Here is a 25,875-nt window from a genome sequence, read left to right on the forward strand (position 1 = left end):
GACCGCGGGCTTGCTTCATGCGCGCATCAAACTGATGAAAACTGCGCGAAGGAAGGCGCTGGAAGAGCGCCTTAGATGACTTCCGCGGTGACGCGGCCGACGCCGCGGCTGGTGAGGCCGATGGCGCGGGCGGCACCCGTGGAGAGGTCGAGCACACGGCCGCGAATGAACGGGCCGCGGTCATTGATGGTGACGACGACGCTTTGGCCGCCATGGGTGACGCGCAGCTTGGTGCCGAACGGCAACGAGCGGTGCGCGGCGGTCATGGCGTTCTGGTTGAAGCGCTGGCCCGAGGCAGTCTTGCTGCCGGATTCGTTGCCATAGAAGGAGGCGACCCCTGAGAAGCTGCGGCCGGTGCCTGCGGTCGGCGTCATCGACGCATTGGCGTTACGCCAATCGGCGGTCGCGTTGGTGTCGGCCTGGGCGTGGTGGCGGTGATGATGGTGGTGACGGTGATGCCTGGATTTGGCGGAAGCCTCGGTGGCAGTTCCACCGATAAGGAGAGTTGCGGCGACGAAAGCAATCGCCGTGCGCGGCCGGGTCACAGAGCCCAGCGTCTTCAAAGACAGCATTTATCAGTCCCTAAGCTAGTATTGCCACATGTGTGGCAAGTGGAGCCCCCATCAGTTTGTGAGCGGGACCGCGTTTCGATTCCTAATGAGGCGTGAATTGGGCAGTAAAATCCGCTTATGTCGCCTTGAAATATCTTGTTACCGCCGGCCGATATTCAGCGCTAAGTTCGAAATCTTCGGCTTTAACGATTTATTAACCTCACGAATACCTACGATTATTGTAAAGCGAAGTCTTGGCGGCCGCTGTTTAGAATTGAGTAAGTATTCGGCGGGAGGAACTGGCAGCGGCGGATTCACGCCTCAGCGATCCGTGTTCATGGCGGCTATGCGCTGGAGGCAGGAACGAAACAGCGCGGTGCTGATCAAAGGTCGGAGCAATTCCGTGACGTGGCAGGTCCCTCATTCTGGCATCTTGAAGTGCGACGAACTGGCGACAGAACCCGAGGCCTTTAATTTGGCGTCATGTTGCACCTGCGCACCTGCTATGTTAGCAAAGCCGCGATTTTAACGAGCCCGGCACCTCCCGTGCTGGCCGGAAATCGAAGTCCCGCTTGAATTCCAAGGGCTTGGATCGCTAGGCGCCGCTTCGTGGCGACGGTTTTTCCCTTGCGAGTTTGACAGCAAAAAGAGCGCGTCTGTGGCTGCAGAAGATACGTCCGTTTCCGGTGTGTCCGGCCGTTATGCAACGGCTTTGTTCGAGCTGGCTCGCGACCAGAAAGTGGTCGACGAGGTCAAAGCTGATCTGGATAAATTCAACGCCTTGCTGAGCGAAAGCGCCGATCTCAAGCGCCTCGTCCGCAGCCCGGTGTTCGCCGCCGACGCCCAGTCCAAGGCCCTGACGGCCGTGCTGGATAAGGCGGGCATCGCCGGCATCTCCGCCAACTTCCTGAAGGTGCTGACCGCCAATCGCCGCCTGTTTGCGGTGGCCGACATCATCCGCGACTACCGCATCCTCGTCGCCAAGTTCAAAGGCGAGACGACGGCCGACGTCACGGTGGCGGAAGCGCTCTCCGACAAGAATCTCGACGCCCTCAAGGTTGCCCTGAAGTCGGTGACCGGCAAGGACGTCGCGCTGAACGTGAAAGTCGATCCCTCGATCATCGGTGGCCTCGTCGTCAAGCTGGGCAGCCGCATGGTGGATGGTTCGCTTCGCACCAAACTCAATTCGATCAAGCACGCGATGAAAGAGGCAGGCTGATGGACATCCGCGCCGCGGAAATTTCCGCGATCCTCAAGGACCAGATCAAGAATTTCGGCCAGGAAGCTGAAGTCTCCGAAGTCGGACAGGTGCTGTCCGTCGGCGACGGTATCGCCCGCGTCTACGGTCTGGACAACGTCCAGGCCGGTGAAATGGTCGAGTTCGAGAACGGCACCCGCGGTATGGCGCTGAACCTCGAAACCGACAACGTCGGCGTCGTCATCTTCGGTGCCGACCGCGAGATCAAGGAAGGCCAGACTGTCAAGCGCACCCGCGCCATCGTGGACGCGCCGGTCGGCAAGGGCCTGCTCGGCCGCGTCGTCGACGCGCTCGGCAACCCGATCGACGGCAAGGGTCCGATCCAGGCCGAGAAGCGCATGCGCGTCGACGTCAAGGCGCCCGGCATCATTCCGCGCAAGTCGGTGAACGAGCCGATGGCGACCGGCCTCAAGGCGATCGACGCCCTGATCCCGATCGGCCGCGGCCAGCGCGAGCTGATCATCGGCGACCGTCAGACCGGCAAGACCGCGATCGCGCTCGACACCATCCTGAACCAGAAGCCGCTCAACGCGCAGCCGGACGAGAACATCAAGCTGTACTGCGTCTACGTCGCAGTCGGCCAGAAGCGTTCCACCGTCGCCCAGTTCGTGAAGGTGCTGGAAGAGCAGGGCGCGCTCGAATACTCGATCGTCGTCGCCGCCACCGCCTCGGATCCGGCGCCGATGCAGTACATCGCGCCCTTCACCGGCTGCACCATGGGCGAGTACTTCCGCGACAACGGCATGCACGCGGTCATCATCTATGACGATCTGTCCAAGCAGGCCGTCGCCTACCGTCAGATGTCGCTGCTGCTGCGCCGCCCGCCGGGCCGCGAAGCCTATCCCGGCGACGTGTTCTATCTGCACTCCCGCCTGCTCGAGCGCGCGGCGAAGCTGAACAAGGACATGGGCTCGGGCTCGCTGACGGCTCTGCCGGTCATCGAAACCCAGGCCAACGACGTGTCGGCCTACATCCCGACCAACGTCATCTCGATCACCGACGGCCAGATATTCCTGGAAACCGACCTGTTCTTCCAGGGCATCCGTCCGGCCGTGAACGTCGGTCTGTCGGTGTCGCGCGTCGGCTCGTCCGCGCAGACCAAGGCCACCAAGAAGGTCGCCGGCAAGATCAAGGGCGAGCTCGCGCAGTACCGCGAAATGGCGGCGTTCGCGCAGTTCGGCTCCGACCTCGACGCCTCGACCCAGCGCCTGCTCAACCGCGGCTCGCGCCTCACTGAACTCCTGAAGCAGCCGCAGTTCTCGCCGCTGAAGATGGAAGAGCAGGTCTGCGTGATCTGGGCCGGCACCAACGGCTATCTCGATCCGCTCCCGCTCAACAAGGTGCGCGCGTTCGAGGACGGCCTGCTCTCGCTGCTGCGCGGCAAGCACGTCGACATCCTCAACTCGATCCGCGACAGCCGCGACCTCTCCGACGACACCGCTGCCAAGCTGAAGTCGGTGGTCGAAGGCTTCGCGAAGGGCTTCGCGTAAGAACGCCGTGATGGCCGGGCTCCGCCCGGCCGTCCACCTGCTCTGCGTGGAGACGAAGACGTGGATGCCCGGGACGAGCCCGGGCATGACGACTGAGATAGGCTAGCGGCTAGATCCGAGGGATCGAACCGTCGGGGACGAAGAATGGCGTCACTTAAAGACATGCGCGTCCGCATCGCCTCCACCAAGGCGACGCAAAAGATCACCAAGGCCATGCAGATGGTCGCGGCCTCCAAGCTGCGCCGCGCGCAGACCGCTGCGGAAGCGGCGCGTCCCTACGCCGACAAGATGACCGCGGTGATCTCCAACATTGCCAGCGCAGCCGTCGGATCGCCCGGCGCGCCGGTGCTGCTGGCCGGCACCGGCCGGGATCAGGTGCATCTGCTGCTGGTCTGCACCGGCGAGCGCGGCCTGTCCGGCGCCTTCAACTCCTCGATCGTGCGCTTGGCGCGCGAACGCGCCCTGGCGCTGATCGCGCAGGGCAAGGAGGTGAAGTTCTTCTGCGTTGGCCGCAAGGGCTACGAGCAACTCCGCCGCCAGTTCGACAAGCAGATCGTCGAGCACATGGACCTGCGCAGCGTTCGCCAGCTCGGCTTCGTCAACGCCGAGGAGATCGCCAAGAAGGTTCTGGCGCGGTTCGACAACGGCGAGTTCGACGTCTGCACGCTGTTCTTTGCGCGCTTCAAATCGGTGATCGCGCAGATCCCGACTGCCCAGCAGGTCATCCCGCTGGTCGTCGAAGAGGGCGGTGCCGCCAACACGACGACTTACGAATACGAGCCGGAGGAGGACGAGATTCTCACGCGTCTTCTGCCGCGCAACCTCGCGGTCCAGATTTTCCGCGCGCTGCTCGAGAACAACGCCTCGTTCTACGGCGCGCAGATGAGCGCGATGGACAACGCGACGCGCAACGCCGGTGAAATGATCCGCAAGCAGACGCTGGTCTACAACCGCACGCGTCAGGCGCAGATCACCAAGGAACTGATCGAAATCATCTCGGGTGCCGAGGCCGTCTGACCAAGGCGCTTCAGTACCCATCACACGCAACATCCCGGTCAGATTGACCGAGGTCTAGAAGTTCGGATCGAAGGAGACATTCAATGGCAGCCCAGGTCGGTCGCGTCACCCAGGTCATCGGCGCCGTCGTCGACGTGCAGTTCGAAGGCCACCTCCCGGCCATTCTCAATTCGCTCGAGACCAAGAACGGCGGCAACCGCCTGGTGCTCGAAGTCGCCCAGCATCTCGGCGAGTCCACGGTCCGCACCATCGCGATGGACACCACCGAGGGTCTGGTCCGCGGCCAGGAAGTGACCGACACCGGCGCTCCGATCCGCGTTCCCGTCGGTGAAGGCACGCTTGGCCGCATCATCAACGTCATCGGCGAGCCGATCGACGAAGCAGGCCCGGTCAAGACCGAAGGCCTGCGCGCGATCCACCAGGAAGCGCCGACCTACACCGACCAGTCCACCGAAGCCGAAATTCTCGTCACCGGCATCAAGGTCGTCGACCTCTTGGCGCCCTATGCCAAGGGCGGCAAGATCGGCCTGTTCGGCGGCGCCGGTGTCGGCAAGACCGTGCTGATTCAGGAGCTGATCAACAACGTCGCGAAGGCGCACGGCGGTTACTCCGTGTTCGCCGGCGTCGGCGAGCGGACCCGCGAGGGCAACGACCTCTATCACGAGTTCATCGAGTCCAAGGTCAACGCCGATCCGCACAATCCGGATCCGAGCGTCAAGTCAAAGTGCGCGCTGGTGTTCGGTCAGATGAACGAACCGCCGGGCGCCCGCGCCCGCGTTGCGCTCACGGGTCTGACCATCGCGGAAGACTTCCGCGACAAGGGCCAGGATGTGCTGTTCTTCGTCGACAACATCTTCCGCTTCACCCAGGCCGGCTCGGAAGTGTCCGCGCTCTTGGGTCGTATCCCTTCGGCGGTGGGTTATCAGCCGACGCTCGCCACCGACATGGGCGCGCTGCAGGAGCGCATCACCACCACGCAGAAGGGCTCGATCACCTCGGTGCAGGCGATCTACGTTCCCGCCGACGACTTGACCGACCCGGCGCCGGCGACCTCGTTCGCGCATCTTGACGCGACCACCACGCTGTCGCGCTCGATCGCCGAAAAGGGCATCTACCCGGCGGTGGACCCGCTCGACTCGACCTCGCGCATGCTCTCCCCGCTGGTCGTCGGCGAGGAGCACTACGCGGTCGCCCGTCAGGTCCAGCAGGTGCTGCAGCGCTACAAGGCGCTCCAGGACATCATCGCCATTCTCGGCATGGACGAGCTTTCGGAAGAGGACAAGCTGACCGTGGCCCGCGCCCGCAAGGTCGAGCGCTTCATGTCGCAGCCGTTCCACGTCGCCGAAATCTTCACGGGTTCGCCGGGCAAGTTCGTCGACCTCGCCGACACCATCAAGGGCTTCAAGGGCCTGGTGGAAGGCAAGTACGACCACCTGCCGGAAGCCGCCTTCTACATGGTCGGCACCATCGAAGAAGCCGTCGAGAAGGGCAAGAAGCTCGCCGCTGAAGCGGCGTAAACACTGCTCGTCATTGCCGGGCTTGACCCGGCAATCCATCGAAAATGAGAGTCTTTCGATGGATGGACCCGCGGGTCGAGCCCGCGGGTGACAAGTGAAGAGAACGGAAACACCATGGCCACCTTCCATTTCGATCTCGTCTCTCCGGAAAAGCTCGCCTTCTCGGGTGAGGTTGATCAGGTCGACATCCCCGGCGTCGAGGGTGACTTCGGTGTGCTGGCGGGACATGCGCCGGTCGTGGCTGCGATCCGCCCCGGCATTCTCACCATCACCACCGGCGGCCGCCACGAGAAGATCATCGTGCTCGGCGGTCTTGCCGAGGTCTCCGAAACCGGCCTGACCGTGCTCGCCGATGTCGCGACGTCGCTGGCCGAGCTCGATCGTGCGCAGTTCGCCGAGACGATCGCGGAGATGGAAGAGAATCTGAAGGAGCACGAAGGCTCCGAGCTCGATCAGGCCATCGAGCGGCTCGACCACTTCAAGAGCATCCAGCATCAGCTCAACGCCACGGCTATGCACTAAGCCCCGGGGCATCGCTCCGGGGCTCAAGCTCGACCCTTCCGAATGAATTCAGCGCTCGTCACGAAAGTGGCGGGCGCTGAAACTTTGTTGCACCGCGCTTGCGATGACGGCATTCTGCCTTGCGAATTTGTTCCGGGGCGGGCGCAGATGAAACGCAAGATCGCAGCGATTTTCGCAGCCGATATTGCCGGCTATTCGAGACTGGTCGCGGAAGACGAGGAGGAGACGCTGCGGCGTCTGGCTTCCTATCGCGAGGTCGTCGACGATTTCATCGCCAAGGCCGGCGGGCGCATCTTCAACACCGCGGGCGATGCCGTGCTCGCTGAATTTCCGAGCGCGGTCGATGCGGTGCGCTGCGCGATCGACATCCAGGAAAGCTTGCGAACCCGCAACATGGCCTATCCGCCGAGCCGGCAGATGTCGTTTCGCATCGGCATCACCATCGGCGACGTCGTCGAGCGCGACGGCGATCTCCTGGGCGACGGCGTCAACATCGCGGCACGGCTGGAAGGGCTCGCCGAGGTCGGCGGCATTTGCGTCTCGCGCGCCGTGCACGAGCAGGTCGCCAACAAGCTGTCGGTGCAGTTCGCCGACATCGGCGCGCAGGAGGTGAAGAACATCCCGACCCCCGTGCACGCCTACATGGTGGCGATGCGGCGCGAGGACGGCAGCTATGCCAAGCCGCAGCCGAAGAAGGCCGGCGCAAAGCTCGCCGCTGCGCCGGTGTGGATGTGGCCGCTGGTGGTCGCCGTCGTGTCGATCGTCGCGATCGGCGTCACCGGCTTTCTCTACAATACCAAGCTGAAGCAGACCGCGACCGTCGTGGCGACACCGGCCGCAACTCCGAGTGCGATGCCGACGCAAATGGCGAAGGCGCCGATGACGCCGATGGCTCCGGCGAATGCCGGCGCTGCGATGGCGCCGATGCCGGCACCGTCACCATCCGTCGCGCCGATGGCGAGCAAATTCTCGGCAGACAGCGTGCCCTTCATCAACGAGCGCGTGCGCAACTTCCTCGCCGATGATTATGCCACCTCCGGCGACTACAAGGCCTTCGCCCTCAATGTCGGCGGCTTCACCGGCTCGGCGCTGAACCAGCCGAGCGAGGACGCCGCGCGCAGCATGGCGATCGAGCAGTGCCAGAAGCGGGCCGATGCCGCGCAATCGCCGCGGCGCTGCGAGCTCTACGCAGTCGGCAACACCGTCGTCTACGCGCACGGCAAGCCGCCGATGCCGCCGCAGCCTTTCGTGCGACGCGATGCCATGACCGAGCGGCCGTTCGCGTCGAAGGACTTTCCGATGGTGCGCGATCCCCAGAAAGTCAGGCTCGAGAACATCTTCGTGCCGGCAGCGAAATCGCGCTCGGTCGCGCTGGGGCCGGGCGGCCAATATTTCATGGTGATGGGCGCCGCATCCGCGGACGACGCGGCACGGCGCTCCCTGGAATCCTGCGGCGCCATCGCCGGCATCGCTTGCCTCGTCGTCGCGGTCGACGACAATTTCGTCGTGCCGATCCCGACCCTGTTCAGGATCACCGGCTTCTTCAATGCCGCCGCCAACTCCTCGATCGCGGCGGATGCGCGCGCCGAGGTCATGCGCAAGCTTGGTGACGCCACGGGCTGGAATGCCGTCGCGGTCGGCACCGCAGGCCGGCCCGGCCTCGGCCTGAAGGCCGCCGACGAGCAGACCGCCGTCAGCACCGCGCTCGCCGACTGCGCCAAGCGCGACGGCGATTGCCGCGTCATCGCGGTCGGCCCGTTCACGGTGGGACCGATCAACTAAGGTGCTGCCGTGCCAGTCGGCCTTTCGCCGATCTCGCCCGGTCGTCGAAAAATAGCTCGATGTATCAAATACATCGCTACTGTGCATGGGGTTGTTTTCGCACCTCAGTTTGCGAAGGTTGCAAACTCTCGCGCTACGGCCCGATAAACCTCGCGTCGGAACGGCACGACGAGGTCGGCGATGCGGTCGAGGTGCTCCCAGCGCCAGGCGTCGAACTCGGCCGGCTGGCCATTGCGCGGCGTCAGCGGATCGATTTCGTCCTCCTTGCCGGTGAAGCGCAGCGCGAACCATTTTTGCCGCTGCCCGCGGAATTTCGCGAGGCGATGGGTTTGCGGTCCGTCATAGGGAGGGAATTCATAGGTGAACCAATCGGTCTCGCCGAGGTACGCGGCGCTGACGACGCTGGTCTCTTCCCAGAGCTCGCGCATCGCCGCATCGCGCAGGTTCTCGCCCTCGTCGACGCCGCCTTGCGGCATCTGCCAGTCGAGGCCCGGCAGGATGATCTCGGGACCGTCGCCCTTGAAGCGGTGGCCGATCAGCACGCGGCCGTCGGCATTGAACAGGGCGATGCCCACATTGGGGCGATAGGGTTTTTCACTCGTCACTTGCAAAATGTCCCTCGTCGTCATTCCGGGGCGATGCGAAGCATCGAACCCGGAATCTCGAGGTCCCGGGTTCGATGCTTCCGCATCGCCCCGGGACGACAATAGAGACTATCCCTCCGCCAGCGCGGAAAATTCCTGCACCACGCGCTCATAGACCGGGCGCTTGAACGGGATGATCAATCCCGGGAGGTTCTTCATCGGCTCCCAGCGCCAGCTGATGAATTCGGCCTTGTGGCCGCCGCCGCCCGGCTTCTCGACATTGATCTCGCCGTCCTTGCCGGTGAAGCGCACCGCGTACCATTTCTGGCGCTGGCCGCGATAGCGGCCCTTCCAGGCACGTCCGGCGACCGTGCGGGGAATGTCGTAAGTGAGCCAGTCCGGGACCTCGCCGAGCCGTTCGACCGAGCGCACGCTGGTTTCCTCATAGAGCTCGCGCTTTGCGGCTTCCCAGGTGTCCTCGCCGGGATCGACGCCGCCCTGCGGCATCTGCCAGACATGGGTATCGTCGACATGCTCGATGCCGCCGGCGCGGCGGCCGATGAACACCAGTCCGTCCTTGTTGATCAGCATCACACCGACGCAGGTCCGGTAGGGCAGATCCTCGTAACGCGCCATTCCGCCAGACCCCTTGCATGCCGTTGTCGGTCGGCGGATGCGCCCCCGCGGGGACCCACGCCGGACCAATTCGTTGATTTAGCTGGATTTTGATTTCAGCATCGCGGTTGTCAATGGCACCAAAAGGACACCCCGGTCGGCCAAGGTCTTGGTCCAGGCGCTGATGCGCTCGATCGAGACCGGCAGCGCCGAGGCGGTGCCGATGGCGATGCCGCGCTCGCGCGCCGTCGATTCCAGCTTGTTCAGGGCACGGTCGATTTCGGTCGGGGTCGGCACCACGTCGATCGCGATGTCGCCCTTGCCGAACGGCATCGCCTGGTTGGCCGCGGCCAGGGACGCGATGCTGCGGGGCGAGGAGCCGTCGTCGAAGAAGCCGAGCCCGCGCTTGGCCGCCTCGCGGATGATCGGCTGCATCGCCGGCTCCGTCGCGATGAAGCGGGCGCCCATGAAATTGGCCAGGCCGGCATAGCCCTGCATCCGGCTGAGATGCCAGTACAGGCGGTCCATGTTCTGGTCCGCGCTGAGCGAGGTCAGCAGCGTCTGCGGCCCGGGATCGTTGTCGGGGAAGTCGTAGGGCTCCATCGGGATCTGCAGGAAGATCTCATGACGCTGGGCGCGGGCGCGCTCGGCGAGCTTGCCGGGGTCGGAGCCGTAGGGCGTGAAGGCCAGCGTCACCGCCGGCGGCAGCTTCATGATCGCATCATTGGTCTTGGCGGCGCCGACGCCGAGCCCGCCAATCACGATGGCGACCACCGGCGACTTGGCAGCCTTGGCGCGGTCCGCGTCGGCCGCATACACGTTGAACGGCTTCAAGTCGCCGGCGACCACCGGGATCATGCCGTAGCGCGATTTCTCCAGCAGCTTCTGGTCGATCCCGGCCATGACGGGCGGCGCGGAGGCGGCGGCATCGCCCTTGTCGGCGGCGTCGCCGCCGATCACCACGTCGTGGCGCGCGCCGGTGGAGCCGTCGATCATGGTGACGGTCTTTGGCTCGCCCGCCTGCTTCGGCGCGTCCTTGGTCTCGTGCTTGCCCTCTGGCTTGGTGTCCGAGCCTTGGCCTGCGGCGGCGGGCTTCTGGTCCGCCGCCTTGTCCGTCGCATTGATCGCAATCCGCGTCATCGGCTCGCCGCCGAGTGGATCCTTGTTGAAGATGGCGAAGCCGGCAAAGGTGACCAGGAACAGGCCGAGCAGGACAGCGAGCAGCTGCATGGCCGTGAACGGCAGCCGCAGCCGGCGTTTCCGGCGCGGCTTGTCCTGTCCGAGCGGGGCGCTCAGATCATCGGCCGTTTCAGTCATGCGAGATCCCGAATCACTCGCGATGACGATACCACGCCGGGGTCAAGCGGCGGCAGGCCGGGATAGGCCGGGGGCATCAGCAGTTCCAAGCAAAAGGGCGGCTCCCAGAGCCGCCCTTTCGTCAGTTCGGATGAACGCGCCGCCCTTAGTTCGCAGCTTTGGGCTTGTCGGTCGTGGCCTTGTTGTCGCCGCCCGGCGTCGGTGCGGCGGAGGCGCTGTTCTTGATGCCATGGAGCAGGTCGCCGGCGAGCTTGAGCGCCTTGTCGTCCTTGGCGTCCGGCGGGACGTAGGACTGCGAGCCGGTCTTCTCGTCGCCGTCGTTCTTGAGATGGCCGCGCAGCGACGCCTCGCCCTTGGTGTCGGTGCGGGACTTCAGCTCGTCCGGCACGTCCTGCAGCACTTCGATGTCGGGCACGATGCCCTTGGCCTGGATCGACTTGCCCGACGGCGTGTAATAGCGCGCCGTGGTCAGCCGCAGCGCGCCGTTGCCGGAGCCGAGCGGGATGATGGTCTGCACCGAGCCCTTGCCGAACGAGCGCGTGCCGACGATGGTCGCGCGCTTGTGGTCCTGCAGCGCGCCGGCGACGATCTCGGAGGCCGAGGCCGAGCCGCCATTGACCAGCACGATGACCGGCTTGCCCTTGGTGAGGTCGCCCGAGTGCGCGGTGCGGCGCTGGGTCTCCTCGGCGTTGCGGCCGCGGGTCGAGACGATCTCGCCCTTCTCCAGGAACGCGTCGGAAACGGTGACGGCTTCCTCGAGCAGGCCGCCCGGATTGTTGCGCAGGTCGATGATGTAGCCCTTGAGCTTGTCGCCGATCTGGTTCGAGAGGTTGCCGACCTCGCGCTTCAGGCCTTCGGTGGTCTGCTCGTTGAAGGTGGTGATGCGGATATAGCCGATGTCGTCCTGCTCGACGCGCGCGCGCACCGAGCGAACGCGGATGTTGTCGCGCACCAGCGTGACGTCGAGCGGATTGTCCTGGCCCTTGCGGATGATCTTGAGCTTGATCTTGGTGTTGACCGGGCCGCGCATCTTCTCGACCGCCTGGTTCAGGGTCAGGCCCTGCACCGCCTCGTCGTCGAGATTGGTGATGATGTCGTTGGCCATGATGCCGGCGCGCGAGGCCGGCGTGTCGTCGATCGGCGAGACCACCTTGATCAGGCCGTCTTCCATCGTGACCTCGATGCCGAGGCCGCCGAACTCGCCGCGGGTCTGCACCTGCATGTCGCGGAAGCTCTTGGCGTCCATGTAGCTCGAATGCGGATCGAGTCCGGTGAGCATGCCGCTGATGGCGGATTCGATCAGCTTGGTGTCATCGGGCTTCTCGACATAGTCGGAGCGCACGCGCTCGAAGACGTCGCCGAAAAGATTGAGCTGGCGATAGGTGTCCGCGGTGGCGGCCCGCGCGCTGGAGCCCATGAACACGGCGCGCGGCTGGGTCACGAACAGCGTCAGCGCTGCGCCGGTGGCCGCGCTGAGGAGGATTACTGAAGTCTTGCGCATCATCCGCGAACCTTCTCGCCTTCATTTGCGGCCCACCATGGGCCTGGATCGATTGGAGTGCCGTCTTTACGGAACTCGACATACAGCACAGGTTGACTCGCGTTCGTGGCGAGAATGGAGGCGACTTGAGAGGTCGACCCCATGGTCGCGACCGGCTCCCCCGTGAGCACAAACTGTCCGATGTTGACCGAAATGCGCTCCATCCCGGCGATCAGGACATGATACCCGCCCCCGGCGTTGAGGATCAAGAGTTGTCCATAGCTGCGGAAGGGACCGGAATAGACCACCCAGCCGTCACACGGCGTCGTGACCTGGGAGCCGGGCTTGGTGGCCAGCGAAATGCCCTTCTGGACCCCGCCGACCCCGTCGGAACCACCAAAGTCCCTGATCTTGTTACCGTTAACCGGAAGAGGCAGCAGCCCCTTGGCCGAGGCGAAGGCGATCGCCGGCGTGGTCCGGGACTTGTCCTTGAAAGCGGCGGGGCCGGATTTAGCATTGGCGGCGGCCTTCGCTTCGGCCTGCCTTGCAGCCTCGGCCGCCTTCTCGGCGGCCTTGGCCGCGCTCTGCAGGTCCTGCTCCATCTTGGTGATCAGCCCCTGGAGGTCGCCGACCTGCCGTGAGAGTGCGATCGCGCGCGAATTCTCGGCGTCGAGATCCTTTTCCCGCGCGGCCTGCTGGCGCTGCCGCTCGTCGACCAAAGCCGTGAGCCGGCTCTGGTCGCTGCGGACCCTGTCGCGGTCGGTGGCGAGCTGGTCGCGCTCGGTGGCGATGGTCTTGCGCAGCGCCACGAGCTCGCCGAGCTCGCCTGCGATCTTTTCGGCACGGCCGCGCAACTCCGGCACGACGGCGCCGAGCAGCATCGCCGTGCGGAGCGATTGCAGCGCGTCCTCGGGCCGCACCAGCAGCGCGGGCGGCGTCCGCCGTCCGGCACGCTGCAGGGCCGCCAGCACCTCTACGATGTCGGCGCGGCGCGAATCCAGCGAGGCGCGCATCTCCTGCTCGCGGCCGTTGAGAGTCCGCAGCCGCGCTTCGGTCTCGTCGATCTTGGTCTCGACGCTGCGCACATTGGCGGCGGTATCGATCAGCTGCTGGTTGAGCTGGGTGCGGTCCTGGCCGAGCGCGGTGATCTCGGATTTCAGCTTGGCCTGCGCTTCCTCGGCGCTCTTCTGCCTGGCGCGCGCGGCCTCGAGCTCCTGCTCGCGCTGCTTGATCGCGTCGGGCGAGACCGCCACGGTCTGCGGCGGCGTCCCGGTCTGAGCTTGCGCGAGACTTGCGCCGGCGAAGCTCGTGATCAGCAACAGGTTGAGGAGCGGCGCTCGCATCGTGTCGGCAAAGGTGCTCGTTGTGGCGCGCATCACGCGCGGTGATAGGGGTGGCCGGCCAGAATGGTGGCGGCCCGATAAAGCTGTTCCAGAAGCATGACGCGGACCATTTGGTGCGGCCAGGTCGCAGAGCCGAACGCGATCGCGAGCTTGGCCTTACGGCGCAATTCGGGCGAAAGTCCGTCCGCCCCTCCGATCACGAAGATAGTATGTGCGGCACCCTCGTCGCGCCAGCGGCCGAGATGCCGTGCGAATACGGTGGACTCGAGATTCTGGCCGCGCTCGTCCAGCGCCACCAGGATCGCCTTGTCAGGAATTTGGGCTGAGATCGCCGCGGCCTCTTCGCTCATCCGCGTCGCGGCGTCGCGCGCGCGGCTTTCCGGAAGTTCATGAACGGTGAGTCCGCGAAAGCCAAGCTTGCCGCCGGCTTCGCAGAACCGCTCGAAATAGCGGTCGGCAAGCTCCCGTTCGGGACCCTGCTTCAACCGGCCCACGGCAATGACAGCAACACGCATGATGATTTCAGCGTCGTGTTCGAGGTCGCGCGCATCAGGCGCGCGCACGACGCTAGCATGCGCGTCAGCCGATTCGAAATCGGCAAGAACCTAAATCGCCTTCGAGCCTAGATCGCCTTCGCCGCCCCTGGGCCCTGCGTGTACAACCGCTCGAGGTTGTAGAACTCACGGACCTCGGGTCTGAACACGTGCACGATCACGTCGCCGGAATCGATCAGCACCCAGTCGCAATTGGGCAAGCCCTCGACATGGATGTTCTTGATACCGTTTTCCTTGAGGCTCTTGGTGACGTTTTCCGCGATCGCGCCGACATGCCGGTTCACTCGGCCGGTGGTGACGATCATGTAGTCGGAGTACGCCGATTTGCCGCGAAGGTCGATGGTGACCGTCTCTTCCGCCTTCATGTCCTCGAGGCGGGAGAGGATCAGGCTCAGCGTCTTGTCGGCGTCGGGTTGCGCCTCCAAGGCCGCAGCTTTGGTCGATGTTTTACGCGCCGGCTTTGCAACCTTGGGTAAAACGGACTTCGTCGAGGCTGACTTGGACAATACAGATGTGGTCAGGGACCATTCCTTTCCTGTATCGCGACCGCCGAATCCGGCGCTCACTGGTTACACTACATCATGTGGGGTTAAGGGTTTCAATATGCCAGAGAGCCCGACACCCCCACGCCGCCGGAACACTCCGTCTCACTTCGTACCTTTCCAGCTCCCATCCGGGTTCCGCAGGCCCGTTGAGGAGAGATTCAGCTTCAATCCGGTCAAAAAGACCCAGGCCGGCGCCGGCCGGTCCGCAAGCAGTGCCGCTTTTTCCTCGGGCAGGCGGTAGCGCGATAGCGCGTGTCCGGCGGGAGAGGCGAGGGCGCGAAAACTCTGCGGCGGGCGATCGATCACTGCCATCGGCACTTGGGCGGCGATACGCCGCCAGTCCTGCCAACGGTGGAATTGAGCGAGATTGTCGGCGCCCATGATCCAGACAAAGCGCAAGCCGGAGAAGCGGCGGCGCAGGATGTTGATCGTGTCGATAGTATAGCGGGTACGAATGACGGATTCGAGACAGCTCACCTCGATCCTGGGATCGCTGGCGACCTCGCGCGCCGCCTGCATGCGCGCGCCGAGTTCGTGCAGCGCGCCGTTCTCCTTGAGCGGGTTGCCCGGTGTCACCAGCCACCAGATGCGATCGAGCTGCAACCGCTTCAGCGCGAACTGGCTGATGGCACGATGGGCCTGATGCGGCGGGTTGAAGGAACCGCCGAGCAGGCCGATGCGCATGCCCGCGGAATGAGGCGGAACTGCTTGCGCCACGAAGCGCGGCACGACGAAATTGTTGCTCAATGCCGGCCCCGCGACGTCACACTTACGGCCGCGTCTGCCCGGTGCCGCGAACGCGATATTTGAAGCTCGTCAGCTGCTCGGCGCCGACCGGGCCCCGGGCATGGAAGCGGCCGGTGGCGATGCCGATCTCGGCACCGAAGCCGAATTCGCCGCCGTCGGCGAACTGCGTCGAGGCGTTGTGCAGCACGATCGCGGAATCGACCTCGCTCAGGAATTTATTCGCCGCACGCTCGTCCGCACTCACGATCGCGTCGGTGTGATGCGAGCCATGGCTCTGGATGTGCGCGATCGCGCCGTCGACGCCATCCACCACCTTCGCCGCGATGATCGCGTCGAGATATTCGGTGTCCCAATCCTCTTCGCTGGCAGGCTTGACGCGTGCGTCGGTCTTCTGCACGGAATCGTCGCCGCGCACCTCGCAGCCGGCATCCAGTAGCATCTCCACCAGCGGCTTCAGGTTCGACGCAGCCGCGGCGCGATCGACCAGCAGCGTTTCGGCTGCACCGCAGACGCCAGTACGGCGCATCTTGGCATTGAGCACGATCGACTTCGCCATCGCGAGGTCGGCGCTGCCGTCGATATAGACGTGGTTGACGCCTTCGAGATGGGCGAACACAGGCACGCGCGCTTCCTGCTCGACCCGCGCGACGAGGCTTTTTCCCCCGCGCGGCACGATCACGTCGATGGCGCCGTTCAATCCCGACAGCATCATGCCGACGGCGGCGCGATCGCGCGTCGGCACCAGCGTGATCGCGGCTTCCGGCAGCCCCGCTTCGCGCAGGCCCTGCGCCAGGCATTCATGGATGGCGCGGCAGGAGCGGAAGCTGTCCGAGCCGCCGCGCAGGATCACGGCATTGCCCGACTTCAGGCACAGCACGCCGGCATCGGCGGCGACGTTGGGCCGGCTCTCGAAGATCACGCCGACGACGCCGAGCGGCACGCGCACGCGCTCGATGGTCATGCCGTTCGGCCGCTGCCAGCTCTCGGTGACGATGCCGACCGGATCGGCGATGCCGCGCACGATACCGATGCCCTCGGCCATGCCTTCGACCCGCCCCTCGGTCAGCGTCAGGCGGTCGATGAAGGAGGAGGTGGCATTGCCGGACGCGCGGGCCTCAGCAACGTCCTCGGCATTGGCGGCGAGGATCGCCGCAGCATTGCTGCGGATTGCCCGTTCCATGGCTTCCAGTGCCCGGTTCTTCTGCTCCGGCGGCGCCAGCGCCAGCACGCGCGCGGCCGCGCGGGCTTTGGTAGCGAGATCGGACATCAGCGCCTGAAGATCGGCATTGCCATCAACGGCTTTGAGGGGGGCGGCCATGGGGTCAAACCTTCTGCTAAGGTGGTGTCCTAGCACGGAAATCCCGCATCTGCGAAGGGCGGGGAGGGTATGGCAGGTCCCCCGGCGGCGGGCCGGCTGGGTCAGTGAGCCCAGTCCAACGTCATGAGGGGGCATCCACGCGCCGCCTGCGCCGTCATTCCGGGATGGTCCGAAGGACCAGACCCGGAATCTCGAGATTCCGGGTTCGGTGCTAGCGCACCGCCCCGGAATGACGTAGGCGGCGGCTTACCCGCCCACGACCAGGTCATCCCGGTGGATCATCTCCGACCTGCCGCTGATGCCGAGGATCGCCATCACGTCCGGCGAGGAGCGGCCCTTGATCCGCTCGGCGACCTCGGCGTCATAGGCGATCAGGCCGCGGCCGATCTCGCTGGTGTCGGGGCCGCGCACGATCACGGCATCACCGCGGGCGAACTGGCCCTCGACCTTGACCACGCCGGCCGGCAGCAGGCTGGCGCCGGCGCGCAGCGCCGTCACCGCGCCGGCATCGATGGTCAGCGTGCCCTTCGGCTCCAGCGTGCCCGCGATCCAGCGCTTGCGCGAGGTAATGGGATTGGCCGGCGTCAGGAACCAGGTGCAGCGGCCGCCGTCGGCGATCGCCTGCAAGGGATGCTCGATCTTGCCGGAGGCGATCAGCATATGCGTGCCGCCGGTCGTCGCGATCTTCGCGGCCTCGACCTTGGTGCGCATGCCGCCGCGCGACAGCTCGGACTCGGCGTCTCCAGCCACCGCCTCGATCTCCGAGGAGATGCTTTCGACCACCGGGATGAGCTTGGCGTTCGGGTTGTTCTTGGGCGGGGCGTCGTAGAGGCCGTCGATGTCGGACAGCAGCACGAGAAGGTCGGCGCTCGCCATGGTGGCGACGCGCGCGGCGAGGCGGTCGTTGTCGCCGTAGCGGATCTCGTTGGTGGCGACCGTGTCGTTCTCGTTGATGACGGGAATGGCGCGCCACTCCAGCAGCTTGCCGATGGTGGAGCGCGCATTGAGATAGCGGCGGCGCTCCTCGGTGTCCTGCAGCGTCACCAGGATCTGGCCGGCGCCGATGCCGTGCGCGCCGAGCACCTCCGACCAGATCCGCGCCAGCGCGATCTGGCCGACCGCGGCCGCGGCCTGGCTCTCCTCGAGCTTCAGCGGGCCGCGCGGAAGTTTGAGGCGGCTGCGGCCGAGCGCGATCGAGCCGGAGGAGACCACGAGCACGTCGCGACCCTCGCGATGCAGTTTAGCCATGTCGTCGGCAAGCGCCGCCAGCCAGGATGCGCGCACCTCGCCCCGGTCGGAATCCACCAGCAGCGCGGAGCCGACCTTGACGACGATGCGGCGGAATTGACTGAGTTCAGGGCTGGCCATGGCGCGTCTGATCGATTGCTCTGCATTGGAAACGGCGGAGCGACAGGCGGCGCCGACGAGCCCTGCTTTTGCAGCAGGACGGTGACCGGCGCAAGGCAGCCGGCATGGTAAACGGCGCATGTCGGCCTTGTGCCGGGCGTCCGCCTGGCTCTAATGGCGGTCAACGATAACGGGCCGCAAGAGGAAACGAATGAATCGCCGCAAATTCATGGCCGGATGTCTTGGGCTGCCGCTCTTGGCGCAAGCGGGTGGGGCGCAGGCCCAGGCCGGGCTGACCAAAGTCATCTTCCCGTTCGCAGCGGGAGCCGGCGGCGACACGCTGTGCCGGCTGCTCGCGCAGGAGATGGCACCGATGCTGCAACGGACCGTGGTGGTCGAGAACCGCACCGGCGGCGACGGCCTGATCGGCATCAAGGCGGTGAAAGGCGCAAGCCCCGACGGCAGCATGGTGCTGGTGACGACGGGGCCGACCATGTACCTGCTGCCGATCGTGGAGACCACACCGAGCTTCGACGCCGCCAAGGATTTCATGCCGGTCTCGCTGCTGGCGCGGTTCGAATTCGCGCTGGTGATCAACCCGGCGGTCGATGCCACCGATTTCAAGAGCTTCGTGACGTGGCTCAAAGCGCACCCGGACAAGACTTCGTTCGGTGTGCCGAGCAACGGCACCATTCCGCACTTCATGGGCTCCAAGCTCGAAAAGGATCTCGGCATCCCCCTGACCCGCGTGCCCTATCGCGGCAGCGCGCCGATTCTCAACGATCTCGTCGGCGGCCACATCTCGTTCGGTATCACGACATTGGCGGACGCGCTGCCGCAGCAGCGCGCCAAGGGCGTGAAGATCATCGCGGTCTCGAGTGCAGAACGTTCGCCGTTCGCGCCCGACGTTCCAACACTGAAGGAGAGCGGCATCGATCTCGTCGCGGATGCCTGGTACGGCATGTGGCTCCCCGCCGGCAGCCCGCCCGACTTCGCCGGCAAGCTCGGTGCCGCCGCGAGCGCTGCGCTCGCCAAGCCCGACGTGAAGGAGAAGCTCACCGCGATCGGACTCATTCCGGTCGGCTCGACGCCGGACGGATTGACCAAGGAGCTCGCCGCGAACATCGCGCTATGGCAGCCGATCGTGAAGGCGACGGGCTACAAGATCACGAATTGAATCTGTCTGCGCTTCAAACTCCACCGTCATGGCCGGGCTTGACCCGGCCATCCACATACTTCCGCGATTGAGGTGAGACGTGGATGCCCGGGTCAAGCCCGGGCATGACGAGGCGAGAGCTGCGCGCTGGCTTCTTCTCCTCATCCTGAGGAGCGCGCTCTTGCGCGCGTCTCGAAGATGGAAGGCCCGGCTGTCACAGCTGGGGCTGCATGGTTCGAGACGGCGCTTCGCGGCTCCTCACCATGAGGATCGACAGTCACATCTTCGCGCGCTGTGCGATGCCGTCCTTGATCGCCGCGAGCTCTTTCTCATCCCAGATGCCGATCAAAATCCCGCCCTTCACCTGCAGCTGGTTGTCCGCATAGTTCGCGATCTTCTCGCGCGGCGTCGTGATGTGGTCGTTCGGATGCAGCGCCCAGTCGAACAGCTCGGCCTGCAACCGCGCGATGATCGCCGCGCATTCAGGATCGTCGCCGCGATCGAAGAACTCTTCGGGATCGCTTTCGAGATCGTACAGCATCGGGCGGAAGCCGGAAGCGTGGATGTATTTCCACCGGCCGTCGAACACCATGAACAGGCGGCAGCGTTCGATCGGCTGGTTCAGCTTCAGCCGCACGTCCTGCATGGCGTAGTCGTATTCGGAGAACGCCACCTTGCGCCAGTCCGGCGGCGTCGGGCCGCGCAGCAGCGGCAGCAGCGAGCGTCCTTCGAGGATGTGGCCGGGCACCTTGCCGCCGAAATAATCGACGAAGGTTGGCGCGAGATCAATCGCCTCGACCAGCGCGTCGCTACGCGTGCCGCGCGTGGCGTCGGCCTCCTTCACGGGATCGATGATGATCAACGGAATCTTCGCGGACTGTTCGTGGAACAGGTCCTTCTCGCCCATCCAGTGATCGCCGAGATAATCGCCATGATCGGAGGTGAACACGATCATCGTGGTGTCCAGCAGGCCGCGTCCCTCCAGAAATTTCATCAGCACGCCCATCTGGTCGTCGATCTGGGTGATCAGGCCCATATAGGTCGGGATCACTTTCTCCCGCGCATCATCGCGGGCCATGTTGCGGGAGTAGCGCATGTCCATATAGGCGCCGAACACCGGATGCGGGTTCTGCCGCTCGCGGTCGGCGCGGATCACCGGGATCATGTCTGATGTCGAGTACATGCTGGCGTAGGGCTCGGGCGCGATATAGGGCCAATGCGGCTTGATGTAGGACAGATGCAGGCACCACGGCCGTCCCTCGATCTCGGCCTCGCTGATGAAATCCATCGCACGCCGCGTCATGTAAGGCGTTTCGGAATGCTCGTCCGGCACGCGCGCGGTCTTGTCGGCATGCACCAGCAGCCAGCCATTCTGCAACGAGCCGTCGTCGGCTGCGCCTGAATTGGCCCAATGCTCCCAGGGATTGGTGGCTTCGAAACCTTGACTGCGCAGATAGTCGTCGTATTTCGGCCGCGGCCGGCCCGTCGGATGCAGCCCGTCGTCGCGCTCGTAAGGCTCGAAGCCGCATTCGGCGACATGCACGCCGATCACCGATTCCGGGGGAATGCCGAGCGCCTTCATGCCTTCGAGGTCGGGCGCCATGTGGGTCTTGCCGACCAGCACGTTGCGCACGCCGATCTTCTTGAGGTGATCGCCGAGCGTAGGCTCGCCGACGCGCAGCGGCCAGCCGTTCCAGTGCGAACCATGCGAGCGCATGTAGCGCCCGGTGTAGAACGACATCCGCGATGGGCCGCAGATCGGCGATTGCACGTAAGCCTTGGTGAAGAGCACGCCACGCCTCGCCATGGCGTCGATGTTTGGCGTCTTCAGCGTGGGATGGCCGGTGCAGCCGAGATAGTCATAGCGAAGCTGGTCGCACATGACCCAGAGAACGTTCTTCGCGCGCGCCATGCATCGTTCCTGCAGTTTCTTGGTTGTTGGATGCTGCGCTATCGTGGTCGCGATGGCAACCTGCCAGTGATGCGCGTGCCCGCAACCACGCACTCCGCTGTCGTCCCTGCGAACGCAGGGAACCATAACCACAGGGAGTGGTTTGGCGAGGACCGTCGTTCGGTACCTCGACTGATCGCAGCCGATAGATCACGCGGTATGGGTCCCCGCGTTCGCGGAGACGACGGTGGAGAGAGCTTACGCCGACCACGGCTCCGCTTCGGCCGCACTCTTCGCCTTGGCCGACACCGGGCTCTCGCCGATCACCTCCGCAAGCGCGCGCAGGGCTTCCTTGACGCCCTGGCCGGTGACGCCCGAGAGCAGCAGCGGCGTCTTCTTGGCGGCGCGCTTCAGACGGTCCTTCTGCTTCTTCAGCTCGTCCGGCTCGACCGCGTCGATCTTGTTGAGCGCGACGATCTCGATCTTGTCGGTGAGCTGCCCGCCATAGGCGTCGAGCTCGGTCCGCACCGTCTTGTAGGCCTTGCCGGCGTGCTCGCAGGTTGCGTCGATCAAATGCAGCAGCACGCGGCAGCGTTCGACATGGCCGAGGAAGCGGTCGCCGAGGCCGGTGCCTTCATGCGCGCCCTCGATCAGGCCGGGGATGTCGGCCAGCACGAATTCGCGGCCGTCGGCATTCACGACGCCGAGCTGCGGATGCAGCGTGGTGAAGGGATAATCGGCGATCTTCGGCTTGGCCGCGCTGACCTTGGAGAGGAAGGTCGACTTGCCGGCATTGGGCATGCCGACGAGACCGGCGTCCGCAATGAGCTTCAGCCGCAGCCAGATCCAGCGCTCTTCGCCGGGCTGGCCGGGATTGGCGTTGCGGGGCGCGCGGTTGGTCGAGGATTTGAAATGCGCGTTGCCGAAGCCGCCATTGCCGCCTTCGGCCAGCACGAACTTCTCGCCGACCTTGGTGAAGTCGTGGATCAGCGTCTCGCGATCCTCGTCGAAGATCTGCGTCCCCACGGGAACCTTCAGCACGATGTTCTTGCCGTTGGCGCCGTGGCGGTCCGAGCCCATGCCGTTCTCGCCCTTCTGGGCCTTGAAATGCTGCTGGTAGCGGTAGTCGATCAGCGTGTTGAGGCCGTCGGCGACCTCGAGGATGACATTGCCGCCGCGCCCGCCATTGCCGCCGGAGGGGCCGCCGAATTCGATGAACTTCTCGCGGCGGAACGCCACGCAGCCGTTCCCGCCGTCACCGGAGCGGATATAGACCTTTGCTTCGTCGAGGAATTTCATGGGCCATAGGTAGGCCAGCCGGTCCCGCGCGGCAACCCGCACTTATCCGTGAATCGGCGGAATTTGCGCGATTTTGGGCCGTGCTTAACCCGCCGGTCGCCTTCGGATCAGGAATTTCTGCGTGCCCTCCAGCACCAGCTCCTTGCGCTGGTTGAACACGGTGCTGCGCAGCGTCACCACGCCGGTCGTGCGCCCCGGCACGAGCTCGGTGACCTCCAGCGCCGGATAGATCGTGTCGTCGGCAAAGACGGGCTTGAGGAAGCGGCTCGATTGCTCGAGGAAGCCGACCAGGGAGTCCTCGACCATGAACGGAAACAGGCCGGCGCCCGGCGCGGTGTGGATCAAGGTCTGGAAGCCGTGAGCGAGCAGATGCGGCATGCCGCGGGCGCGGCAATATTCCACGTCATAATGCACCGGATGGGTGTCACCGCTCGCGGCCTGGAATGCGGCGAACAATGCTGAGGTCTGGGTGCGGCTCGGCAGCACGAAACGCTCGCCGACGACGAAATCCTCAAACCAGCGTTGCGTGGGGATCATGCGATGCTGGGAGGGATCGAAATCGGTCATGCGCTGCACCATCGGAACGGATTGGAGGAATGATCCGTATCGCGCCACGCGCAGTGCGACAATGCGTTCAATTCGGCGGAAGTGGGCTTGTCCCGGGTGCTCACGTCATTAAAATATCGCAAGCGACTCAATCTGCCGATTCCTGATGCTCTCTCGTCGCTCGTCATTGCGAGCGAAGCGAAGCAATCCAGTCTGCCTCCGCTGGACCAGCCTGGATTGCTTCGTCGCAAGAGCTCCTCGCAATGACGGCTTCCAGAACGACAGCAATGCCCCTGTTCAAATCTCTTTCCGCCTATGACGACCGATCGGCGCGGCTGGCCGGCATTGCCTTGATGGTGTTGTCGATCTTCATGTTCTCGTTCGGCGACGCCATGGGTAAGTTCCTGGTCGGCACGTATTCGGTGGGACAGCTCCTGTTCCTGCGGGCCTGCGCGGCGCTGCTGCTGCTGGCGCCGCTGATCTGGCGGCAGCGTCACCTGTTCCTGGAGCTGGAGCGGCCGCGCCTGCAGTTCATCCGCGTCGTGCTGTCGACGCTGGAGGTCGCCGCGTTCTTCCTCGCCACGGTGTATCTGCCGCTTGCCGACGTCATCACCTATTATCTCGCGGGTCCGATCTTCGTCACCGCGATGTCCGCGATCTTCTTAGGGGAGAAGGTCGGCTGGCGGCGCTGGACCGCGATCCTGATCGGCTTCTGCGGCGTCCTGATCGCACTGCGTCCCTCCGCGCAGACGGTCAGCCTGCCGGCGTTGATCGCGCTAGGCGGCAGTCTCTCCTTCGCAACGCTGATGCTGATCACGCGTAGCCTGCGCAAGACGCCCGACATCGTGATGGCCTCCTCGCAATTCGTCGGCACGTTCTCGCTGGGGGCGGTGCTGTCGGCCTTCCACTGGGTGCCACCGACCCCTGGCAGCCTCGCAATCTTCGCGCTGGCCGGATGCGTGTCCGTCACCGCGCTGTTCTGCGTCAACCGCTCGCTCAAGCTGGCCCCGGCCAGCGTCGTTGTGCCCTATCAATATTCGATGATCGTCTGGGCCGTGATCTTCGGCTTCGTCGTGTTCGGCGACGTGCCGTCGATCGCAACGCTCGTCGGCGCGGCGATCATCATTGGCGCCGGTTTCTATATCTATCTGCGTGAGCGCGATCTGGGGCGCGAGACCACGGACGTGAATCCGCCGGCGTAGGTGTTGCCGTCGTCCCGGTCTCGCGACTTCGTCGCGCCCCGGGACGACAGCTGTGTATGTGGCGCGCGCCCTACCTCACCCGCCGCGCACTGCTCCAGCTCTTCAGCGACGCCCACACGCCGCGTGACAGGCGGAAGCAATCGACCGGCGTGGACGACCCCAGCGCCAGGAACCGGTGCAGCTGCACGCCGCTCCACTGGAAGCCGCACTTCTCCAGCACCTTGCGCGAGGCCGGGTTGGTGACGCGCGCGCCGGCATAGAGATGATCGTCCTCGAACTCCTCGAAGAAGAAGTCGATCGCGCCCCGCGCGGCCTCGGTGGCGAAGCCCTGGCCCCAATGCTCGACGCCGAGCCAGTAGCCGAGCTCGGCATTGTCGGGCGAGGAGCAGTCGATGCCGACCATGCCGACCGGCCCGGTGTCGTGCTCGATGAGGAACACGGTCTCGCTGCCGAGCGCGGCGGTGGCGCGGATGAATTCGACCGCGTCGTCCTGCGAATAGGGATGGGGGAGGCGGCGGGTGTTTTCCGCGACGCGGCGGTCGTTGGCGAGCCGGGCGATGGTCCTGACGTCGGCGAGTGTCGGTCGCCGCAAGGTCAGCCGCTCGGTGGCGACGACGCTGGGTCTCGCCTCGGCCAAGGTCGCGCTCGAGAAATCCTGCAACATGTCCGGCTCCTGCAAAGTCACTAAGTCAAAGTGAGCAAGTCAAAAGAAAAGGGGAGGCCGGTTTCCCGCCTCCCCTTGGAGCCTTCGATCTCTCGATCTCTTGGACTCCGCCGGTTCAGTCGGGACCGGCGGACTCCAATTTGATCCACCGTCTATTCAGCAGCCTCTGCGATCGGGAGCACCGATACAAAGGTGCGGCCGTTGGCTTTGGCTTGGAACGCAACACGACCCTCAATCTTGGCGAACAACGTGTGGTCCGTGCCCATGCCGACATTAAGGCCGGGGTGCCAGGTGGTGCCGCGTTGACGCGCAATGATGTTGCCGGGCGTGACGATCTCACCGCCGAACGCCTTGATGCCGAGGCGCTTGCCCTTGGAATCGCGACCGTTGCGCGATGAACCGCCTGCTTTTTTGTGAGCCATGGCTCGTCTCCGAAATCCTGCGTATGTCTAGATCAATTCCTTGACGGAATCATTTCACGATTTCTCACGCATCAATTCGTGAATTGGCGTGATCAAATCTATTTATTCGGCGGCTTCCGCTGCCGGCTCCTTCGCCACCTTTTCTTCCTTCTTCGGACGCGGGCCCTTGGTGGGCTTGGCGCCGTCGGTCAGGATCTCGCTGATGCGCAACACCGTGATCTCGTCGCGATAGCCGCGCTTGCGGCGCGAGTTCTTGCGGCGGCGCTTCTTGAACGCGATGACCTTCGGTCCGCGCTTGTGGTCGAGCACCTCGACCGCAACGGACGCGCCTGCGACCGTCGGGACGCCCAGCACCGGCGTGTCGCCGCCGACCACGAGCACTTCATTCAACTGCACGATCGAGCCGACTTCGCCTTCGATCTTGCCTACTTCGAGAACATCATCCGGCACGACGCGGTATTGCTTGCCGCCGGTTTTGATGACTGCGAACATCGTTTTTTTCTCCGTGTTCAATCCCGGCCTCGGGACGAGCATCGTCCGGGTCGGCTTTTTGTCAGTCGCTACGGGTTCATGTGCGTTTTGTGCGGGTGGGAGTTATCCTTTTGAAAACCCACGCAAATACAAGCGGCGCGAGAAACGCCCCGCGCCGGCTGTGGGACTTATAGCCGCCGATCGCGCCAAGTCAAGGAAAACCGCCGAAAAAGGCCT

The 25,875-nt window shown here is 64.8% G+C and carries 25 protein-coding genes; 8 read left to right on the plus strand and 17 right to left on the minus strand.

Going from position 1 to position 25,875, the window contains the following annotated elements:
- Positions 1 to 71 precede the first annotated feature (71 nt).
- Entirely contained in the window at positions 72 to 572 is a 501-nt protein-coding gene (locus LPJ38_RS05345; protein WP_145630220.1) for a septal ring lytic transglycosylase RlpA family protein, read from the minus strand.
- A 637-nt stretch (positions 573 to 1,209) separates the two neighbouring features.
- Between LPJ38_RS05345 and LPJ38_RS05350 the strand changes: the two genes are divergently transcribed.
- From LPJ38_RS05350 to LPJ38_RS05375, 6 genes are all read left to right on the plus strand, one after another.
- Positions 1,210 to 1,770, plus strand: a complete 561-nt coding sequence (locus tag LPJ38_RS05350) for a F0F1 ATP synthase subunit delta (protein ID WP_145630219.1) — start codon at positions 1,210 to 1,212, stop codon at positions 1,768 to 1,770.
- Positions 1,770 to 3,299 carry a F0F1 ATP synthase subunit alpha gene (gene atpA / locus LPJ38_RS05355; protein ID WP_145630218.1) on the plus strand — a complete coding sequence of 510 codons (1,530 nt, stop codon included), beginning with the start codon at positions 1,770 to 1,772 and terminating at the stop codon, positions 3,297 to 3,299. The genes LPJ38_RS05350 and atpA overlap by 1 nt, the downstream gene beginning before the upstream one ends.
- Before the next feature lie 144 nt (positions 3,300 to 3,443).
- On the plus strand, positions 3,444 to 4,316 hold the full coding sequence (locus LPJ38_RS05360; RefSeq protein ID WP_145630217.1) for a F0F1 ATP synthase subunit gamma: 873 nt from the start codon (positions 3,444 to 3,446) through the stop codon (positions 4,314 to 4,316).
- 83 nt (positions 4,317 to 4,399) lie between these two features.
- Positions 4,400 to 5,833 carry a F0F1 ATP synthase subunit beta gene (atpD, locus tag LPJ38_RS05365; protein WP_145630216.1) on the plus strand — a complete coding sequence of 478 codons (1,434 nt, stop codon included), beginning with the start codon at positions 4,400 to 4,402 and terminating at the stop codon, positions 5,831 to 5,833.
- A gap of 114 nt (positions 5,834 to 5,947) precedes the next feature.
- Positions 5,948 to 6,355, plus strand: coding sequence for a F0F1 ATP synthase subunit epsilon (locus LPJ38_RS05370; RefSeq protein WP_145630215.1), 408 nt, complete (start codon positions 5,948 to 5,950; stop codon positions 6,353 to 6,355).
- A gap of 147 nt (positions 6,356 to 6,502) precedes the next feature.
- On the plus strand, positions 6,503 to 8,137 hold the full coding sequence (locus LPJ38_RS05375; RefSeq protein WP_145630214.1) for an adenylate/guanylate cyclase domain-containing protein: 1,635 nt from the start codon (positions 6,503 to 6,505) through the stop codon (positions 8,135 to 8,137).
- Positions 8,138 to 8,241: 104 nt separating this feature from the next.
- Here the strand turns inward: LPJ38_RS05375 and LPJ38_RS05380 are convergent, their stop codons facing one another.
- The 10 genes from LPJ38_RS05380 to proB all read right to left on the minus strand — a co-directional run bounded on the left by LPJ38_RS05380 (position 8,242) and on the right by proB (position 18,008).
- On the minus strand, positions 8,242 to 8,742 hold the full coding sequence (locus LPJ38_RS05380; protein ID WP_167520324.1) for an RNA pyrophosphohydrolase: 501 nt from the start codon (positions 8,740 to 8,742) through the stop codon (positions 8,242 to 8,244).
- A 108-nt stretch (positions 8,743 to 8,850) separates the two neighbouring features.
- Entirely contained in the window at positions 8,851 to 9,357 is a 507-nt protein-coding gene (locus LPJ38_RS05385) for an RNA pyrophosphohydrolase (RefSeq protein ID WP_145630212.1), read from the minus strand.
- A 78-nt stretch (positions 9,358 to 9,435) separates the two neighbouring features.
- Positions 9,436 to 10,653: a divergent polysaccharide deacetylase family protein gene (locus LPJ38_RS05390; protein ID WP_145630211.1), complete on the minus strand. Its 1,218-nt coding sequence runs from the start codon at positions 10,651 to 10,653 to the stop codon at positions 9,436 to 9,438.
- 145 nt (positions 10,654 to 10,798) lie between these two features.
- Positions 10,799 to 12,157 carry a S41 family peptidase gene (locus LPJ38_RS05395; protein WP_060734503.1) on the minus strand — a complete coding sequence of 453 codons (1,359 nt, stop codon included), beginning with the start codon at positions 12,155 to 12,157 and terminating at the stop codon, positions 10,799 to 10,801.
- Positions 12,154 to 13,476, minus strand: a complete 1,323-nt coding sequence (locus LPJ38_RS05400; protein ID WP_145630210.1) for a murein hydrolase activator EnvC family protein — start codon at positions 13,474 to 13,476, stop codon at positions 12,154 to 12,156. Before LPJ38_RS05400 ends, LPJ38_RS05395 begins: the two co-directional genes overlap by 4 nt.
- Before the next feature lie 32 nt (positions 13,477 to 13,508).
- Positions 13,509 to 13,991, minus strand: a complete 483-nt coding sequence (gene rlmH / locus LPJ38_RS05405) for a 23S rRNA (pseudouridine(1915)-N(3))-methyltransferase RlmH (RefSeq protein WP_145630209.1) — start codon at positions 13,989 to 13,991, stop codon at positions 13,509 to 13,511.
- A 107-nt stretch (positions 13,992 to 14,098) separates the two neighbouring features.
- Complete coding sequence (gene rsfS, locus LPJ38_RS05410; RefSeq protein WP_008538851.1) at positions 14,099 to 14,455, minus strand: ribosome silencing factor; 357 nt, start codon at positions 14,453 to 14,455, stop codon at positions 14,099 to 14,101.
- 222 nt (positions 14,456 to 14,677) lie between these two features.
- Positions 14,678 to 15,322, minus strand: coding sequence for a nicotinate-nucleotide adenylyltransferase (locus tag LPJ38_RS05415; RefSeq protein ID WP_167520323.1), 645 nt, complete (start codon positions 15,320 to 15,322; stop codon positions 14,678 to 14,680).
- A 22-nt stretch (positions 15,323 to 15,344) separates the two neighbouring features.
- Positions 15,345 to 16,640, minus strand: a complete 1,296-nt coding sequence (locus tag LPJ38_RS05420) for a glutamate-5-semialdehyde dehydrogenase (RefSeq protein ID WP_145630208.1) — start codon at positions 16,638 to 16,640, stop codon at positions 15,345 to 15,347.
- Between the two features lie 246 nt (positions 16,641 to 16,886).
- Positions 16,887 to 18,008 carry a glutamate 5-kinase gene (gene proB, locus LPJ38_RS05425; RefSeq protein WP_145630207.1) on the minus strand — a complete coding sequence of 374 codons (1,122 nt, stop codon included), beginning with the start codon at positions 18,006 to 18,008 and terminating at the stop codon, positions 16,887 to 16,889.
- Positions 18,009 to 18,198: 190 nt separating this feature from the next.
- On the opposite strand from proB, the gene LPJ38_RS05430 reads away from it, so the two are divergent.
- Positions 18,199 to 19,164, plus strand: coding sequence for a Bug family tripartite tricarboxylate transporter substrate binding protein (locus LPJ38_RS05430; protein ID WP_145630206.1), 966 nt, complete (start codon positions 18,199 to 18,201; stop codon positions 19,162 to 19,164).
- Positions 19,165 to 19,420: 256 nt separating this feature from the next.
- Here the strand turns inward: LPJ38_RS05430 and LPJ38_RS05435 are convergent, their stop codons facing one another.
- The 3 genes from LPJ38_RS05435 to LPJ38_RS05445 form a co-directional block, all read right to left on the minus strand.
- Positions 19,421 to 21,055: an alkaline phosphatase family protein gene (locus tag LPJ38_RS05435; RefSeq protein ID WP_145630204.1), complete on the minus strand. Its 1,635-nt coding sequence runs from the start codon at positions 21,053 to 21,055 to the stop codon at positions 19,421 to 19,423.
- A 237-nt stretch (positions 21,056 to 21,292) separates the two neighbouring features.
- The gene (gene obgE / locus LPJ38_RS05440) at positions 21,293 to 22,333 is read right to left on the minus strand and encodes a GTPase ObgE (protein ID WP_145630203.1); all 1,041 of its coding nucleotides are present in this window, start codon (positions 22,331 to 22,333) and stop codon (positions 21,293 to 21,295) included.
- A gap of 84 nt (positions 22,334 to 22,417) precedes the next feature.
- Positions 22,418 to 22,900 carry a MaoC family dehydratase gene (locus tag LPJ38_RS05445; RefSeq protein ID WP_145630202.1) on the minus strand — a complete coding sequence of 161 codons (483 nt, stop codon included), beginning with the start codon at positions 22,898 to 22,900 and terminating at the stop codon, positions 22,418 to 22,420.
- 266 nt (positions 22,901 to 23,166) lie between these two features.
- Here LPJ38_RS05445 and LPJ38_RS05450 point away from each other — a divergent pair, with 266 nt between their 5' ends.
- Positions 23,167 to 24,081, plus strand: a complete 915-nt coding sequence (locus LPJ38_RS05450; RefSeq protein WP_061850320.1) for a DMT family transporter — start codon at positions 23,167 to 23,169, stop codon at positions 24,079 to 24,081.
- 70 nt (positions 24,082 to 24,151) lie between these two features.
- Here LPJ38_RS05450 and LPJ38_RS05455 read toward each other — a convergent pair whose 3' ends face one another.
- The 3 genes from LPJ38_RS05455 to rplU form a co-directional block, all read right to left on the minus strand.
- Positions 24,152 to 24,745, minus strand: a complete 594-nt coding sequence (locus LPJ38_RS05455) for a GNAT family N-acetyltransferase (RefSeq protein WP_167520322.1) — start codon at positions 24,743 to 24,745, stop codon at positions 24,152 to 24,154.
- A 152-nt stretch (positions 24,746 to 24,897) separates the two neighbouring features.
- On the minus strand, positions 24,898 to 25,167 hold the full coding sequence (gene rpmA, locus LPJ38_RS05460) for a 50S ribosomal protein L27 (protein ID WP_008538809.1): 270 nt from the start codon (positions 25,165 to 25,167) through the stop codon (positions 24,898 to 24,900).
- A gap of 102 nt (positions 25,168 to 25,269) precedes the next feature.
- Positions 25,270 to 25,659: a 50S ribosomal protein L21 gene (rplU, locus tag LPJ38_RS05465; RefSeq protein WP_145630200.1), complete on the minus strand. Its 390-nt coding sequence runs from the start codon at positions 25,657 to 25,659 to the stop codon at positions 25,270 to 25,272.
- Positions 25,660 to 25,875 lie beyond the last annotated feature (216 nt).

The organism is Bradyrhizobium daqingense (assembly GCF_021044685.1).
GTDB lineage: Bacteria > Pseudomonadota > Alphaproteobacteria > Rhizobiales > Xanthobacteraceae > Bradyrhizobium > Bradyrhizobium daqingense.

Excerpts from the sequence above, each read along its gene's own strand:
- rlmH (WP_145630209.1), bottom strand. The coding sequence starts at position 13,991 with ATGCGTGTTGCTGTCATTGCCGTGGGCCGGTTGAAGCAGGGTCCCGAA.
- LPJ38_RS05385 (WP_145630212.1), bottom strand. The coding sequence starts at position 9,357 with ATGGCGCGTTACGAGGATCTGCCCTACCGGACCTGCGTCGGTGTGATG.
- LPJ38_RS05360 (WP_145630217.1), top strand. The coding sequence starts at position 3,444 with ATGGCGTCACTTAAAGACATGCGCGTCCGCATCGCCTCCACCAAGGCG.
- LPJ38_RS05445 (WP_145630202.1), bottom strand. The coding sequence starts at position 22,900 with ATGACCGATTTCGATCCCTCCCAGCATCGCATGATCCCCACGCAACGC.
- obgE (WP_145630203.1), bottom strand. The coding sequence starts at position 22,333 with ATGAAATTCCTCGACGAAGCAAAGGTCTATATCCGCTCCGGTGACGGC.
- LPJ38_RS05435 (WP_145630204.1), bottom strand. The coding sequence starts at position 21,055 with ATGGCGCGCGCGAAGAACGTTCTCTGGGTCATGTGCGACCAGCTTCGC.
- LPJ38_RS05455 (WP_167520322.1), bottom strand. The coding sequence starts at position 24,745 with ATGTTGCAGGATTTCTCGAGCGCGACCTTGGCCGAGGCGAGACCCAGC.
- LPJ38_RS05345 (WP_145630220.1), bottom strand. The coding sequence starts at position 572 with ATGCTGTCTTTGAAGACGCTGGGCTCTGTGACCCGGCCGCGCACGGCG.
- LPJ38_RS05375 (WP_145630214.1), top strand. The coding sequence starts at position 6,503 with ATGAAACGCAAGATCGCAGCGATTTTCGCAGCCGATATTGCCGGCTAT.
- LPJ38_RS05395 (WP_060734503.1), bottom strand. The coding sequence starts at position 12,157 with ATGATGCGCAAGACTTCAGTAATCCTCCTCAGCGCGGCCACCGGCGCA.
- rplU (WP_145630200.1), bottom strand. The coding sequence starts at position 25,659 with ATGTTCGCAGTCATCAAAACCGGCGGCAAGCAATACCGCGTCGTGCCG.
- LPJ38_RS05430 (WP_145630206.1), top strand. The coding sequence starts at position 18,199 with ATGAATCGCCGCAAATTCATGGCCGGATGTCTTGGGCTGCCGCTCTTG.
- atpA (WP_145630218.1), top strand. The coding sequence starts at position 1,770 with ATGGACATCCGCGCCGCGGAAATTTCCGCGATCCTCAAGGACCAGATC.
- LPJ38_RS05370 (WP_145630215.1), top strand. The coding sequence starts at position 5,948 with ATGGCCACCTTCCATTTCGATCTCGTCTCTCCGGAAAAGCTCGCCTTC.
- atpD (WP_145630216.1), top strand. The coding sequence starts at position 4,400 with ATGGCAGCCCAGGTCGGTCGCGTCACCCAGGTCATCGGCGCCGTCGTC.
- LPJ38_RS05400 (WP_145630210.1), bottom strand. The coding sequence starts at position 13,476 with ATGCGAGCGCCGCTCCTCAACCTGTTGCTGATCACGAGCTTCGCCGGC.
- LPJ38_RS05450 (WP_061850320.1), top strand. The coding sequence starts at position 23,167 with ATGCCCCTGTTCAAATCTCTTTCCGCCTATGACGACCGATCGGCGCGG.
- rpmA (WP_008538809.1), bottom strand. The coding sequence starts at position 25,167 with ATGGCTCACAAAAAAGCAGGCGGTTCATCGCGCAACGGTCGCGATTCC.
- LPJ38_RS05420 (WP_145630208.1), bottom strand. The coding sequence starts at position 16,640 with ATGGCCGCCCCCCTCAAAGCCGTTGATGGCAATGCCGATCTTCAGGCG.
- LPJ38_RS05390 (WP_145630211.1), bottom strand. The coding sequence starts at position 10,653 with ATGACTGAAACGGCCGATGATCTGAGCGCCCCGCTCGGACAGGACAAG.
- proB (WP_145630207.1), bottom strand. The coding sequence starts at position 18,008 with ATGGCCAGCCCTGAACTCAGTCAATTCCGCCGCATCGTCGTCAAGGTC.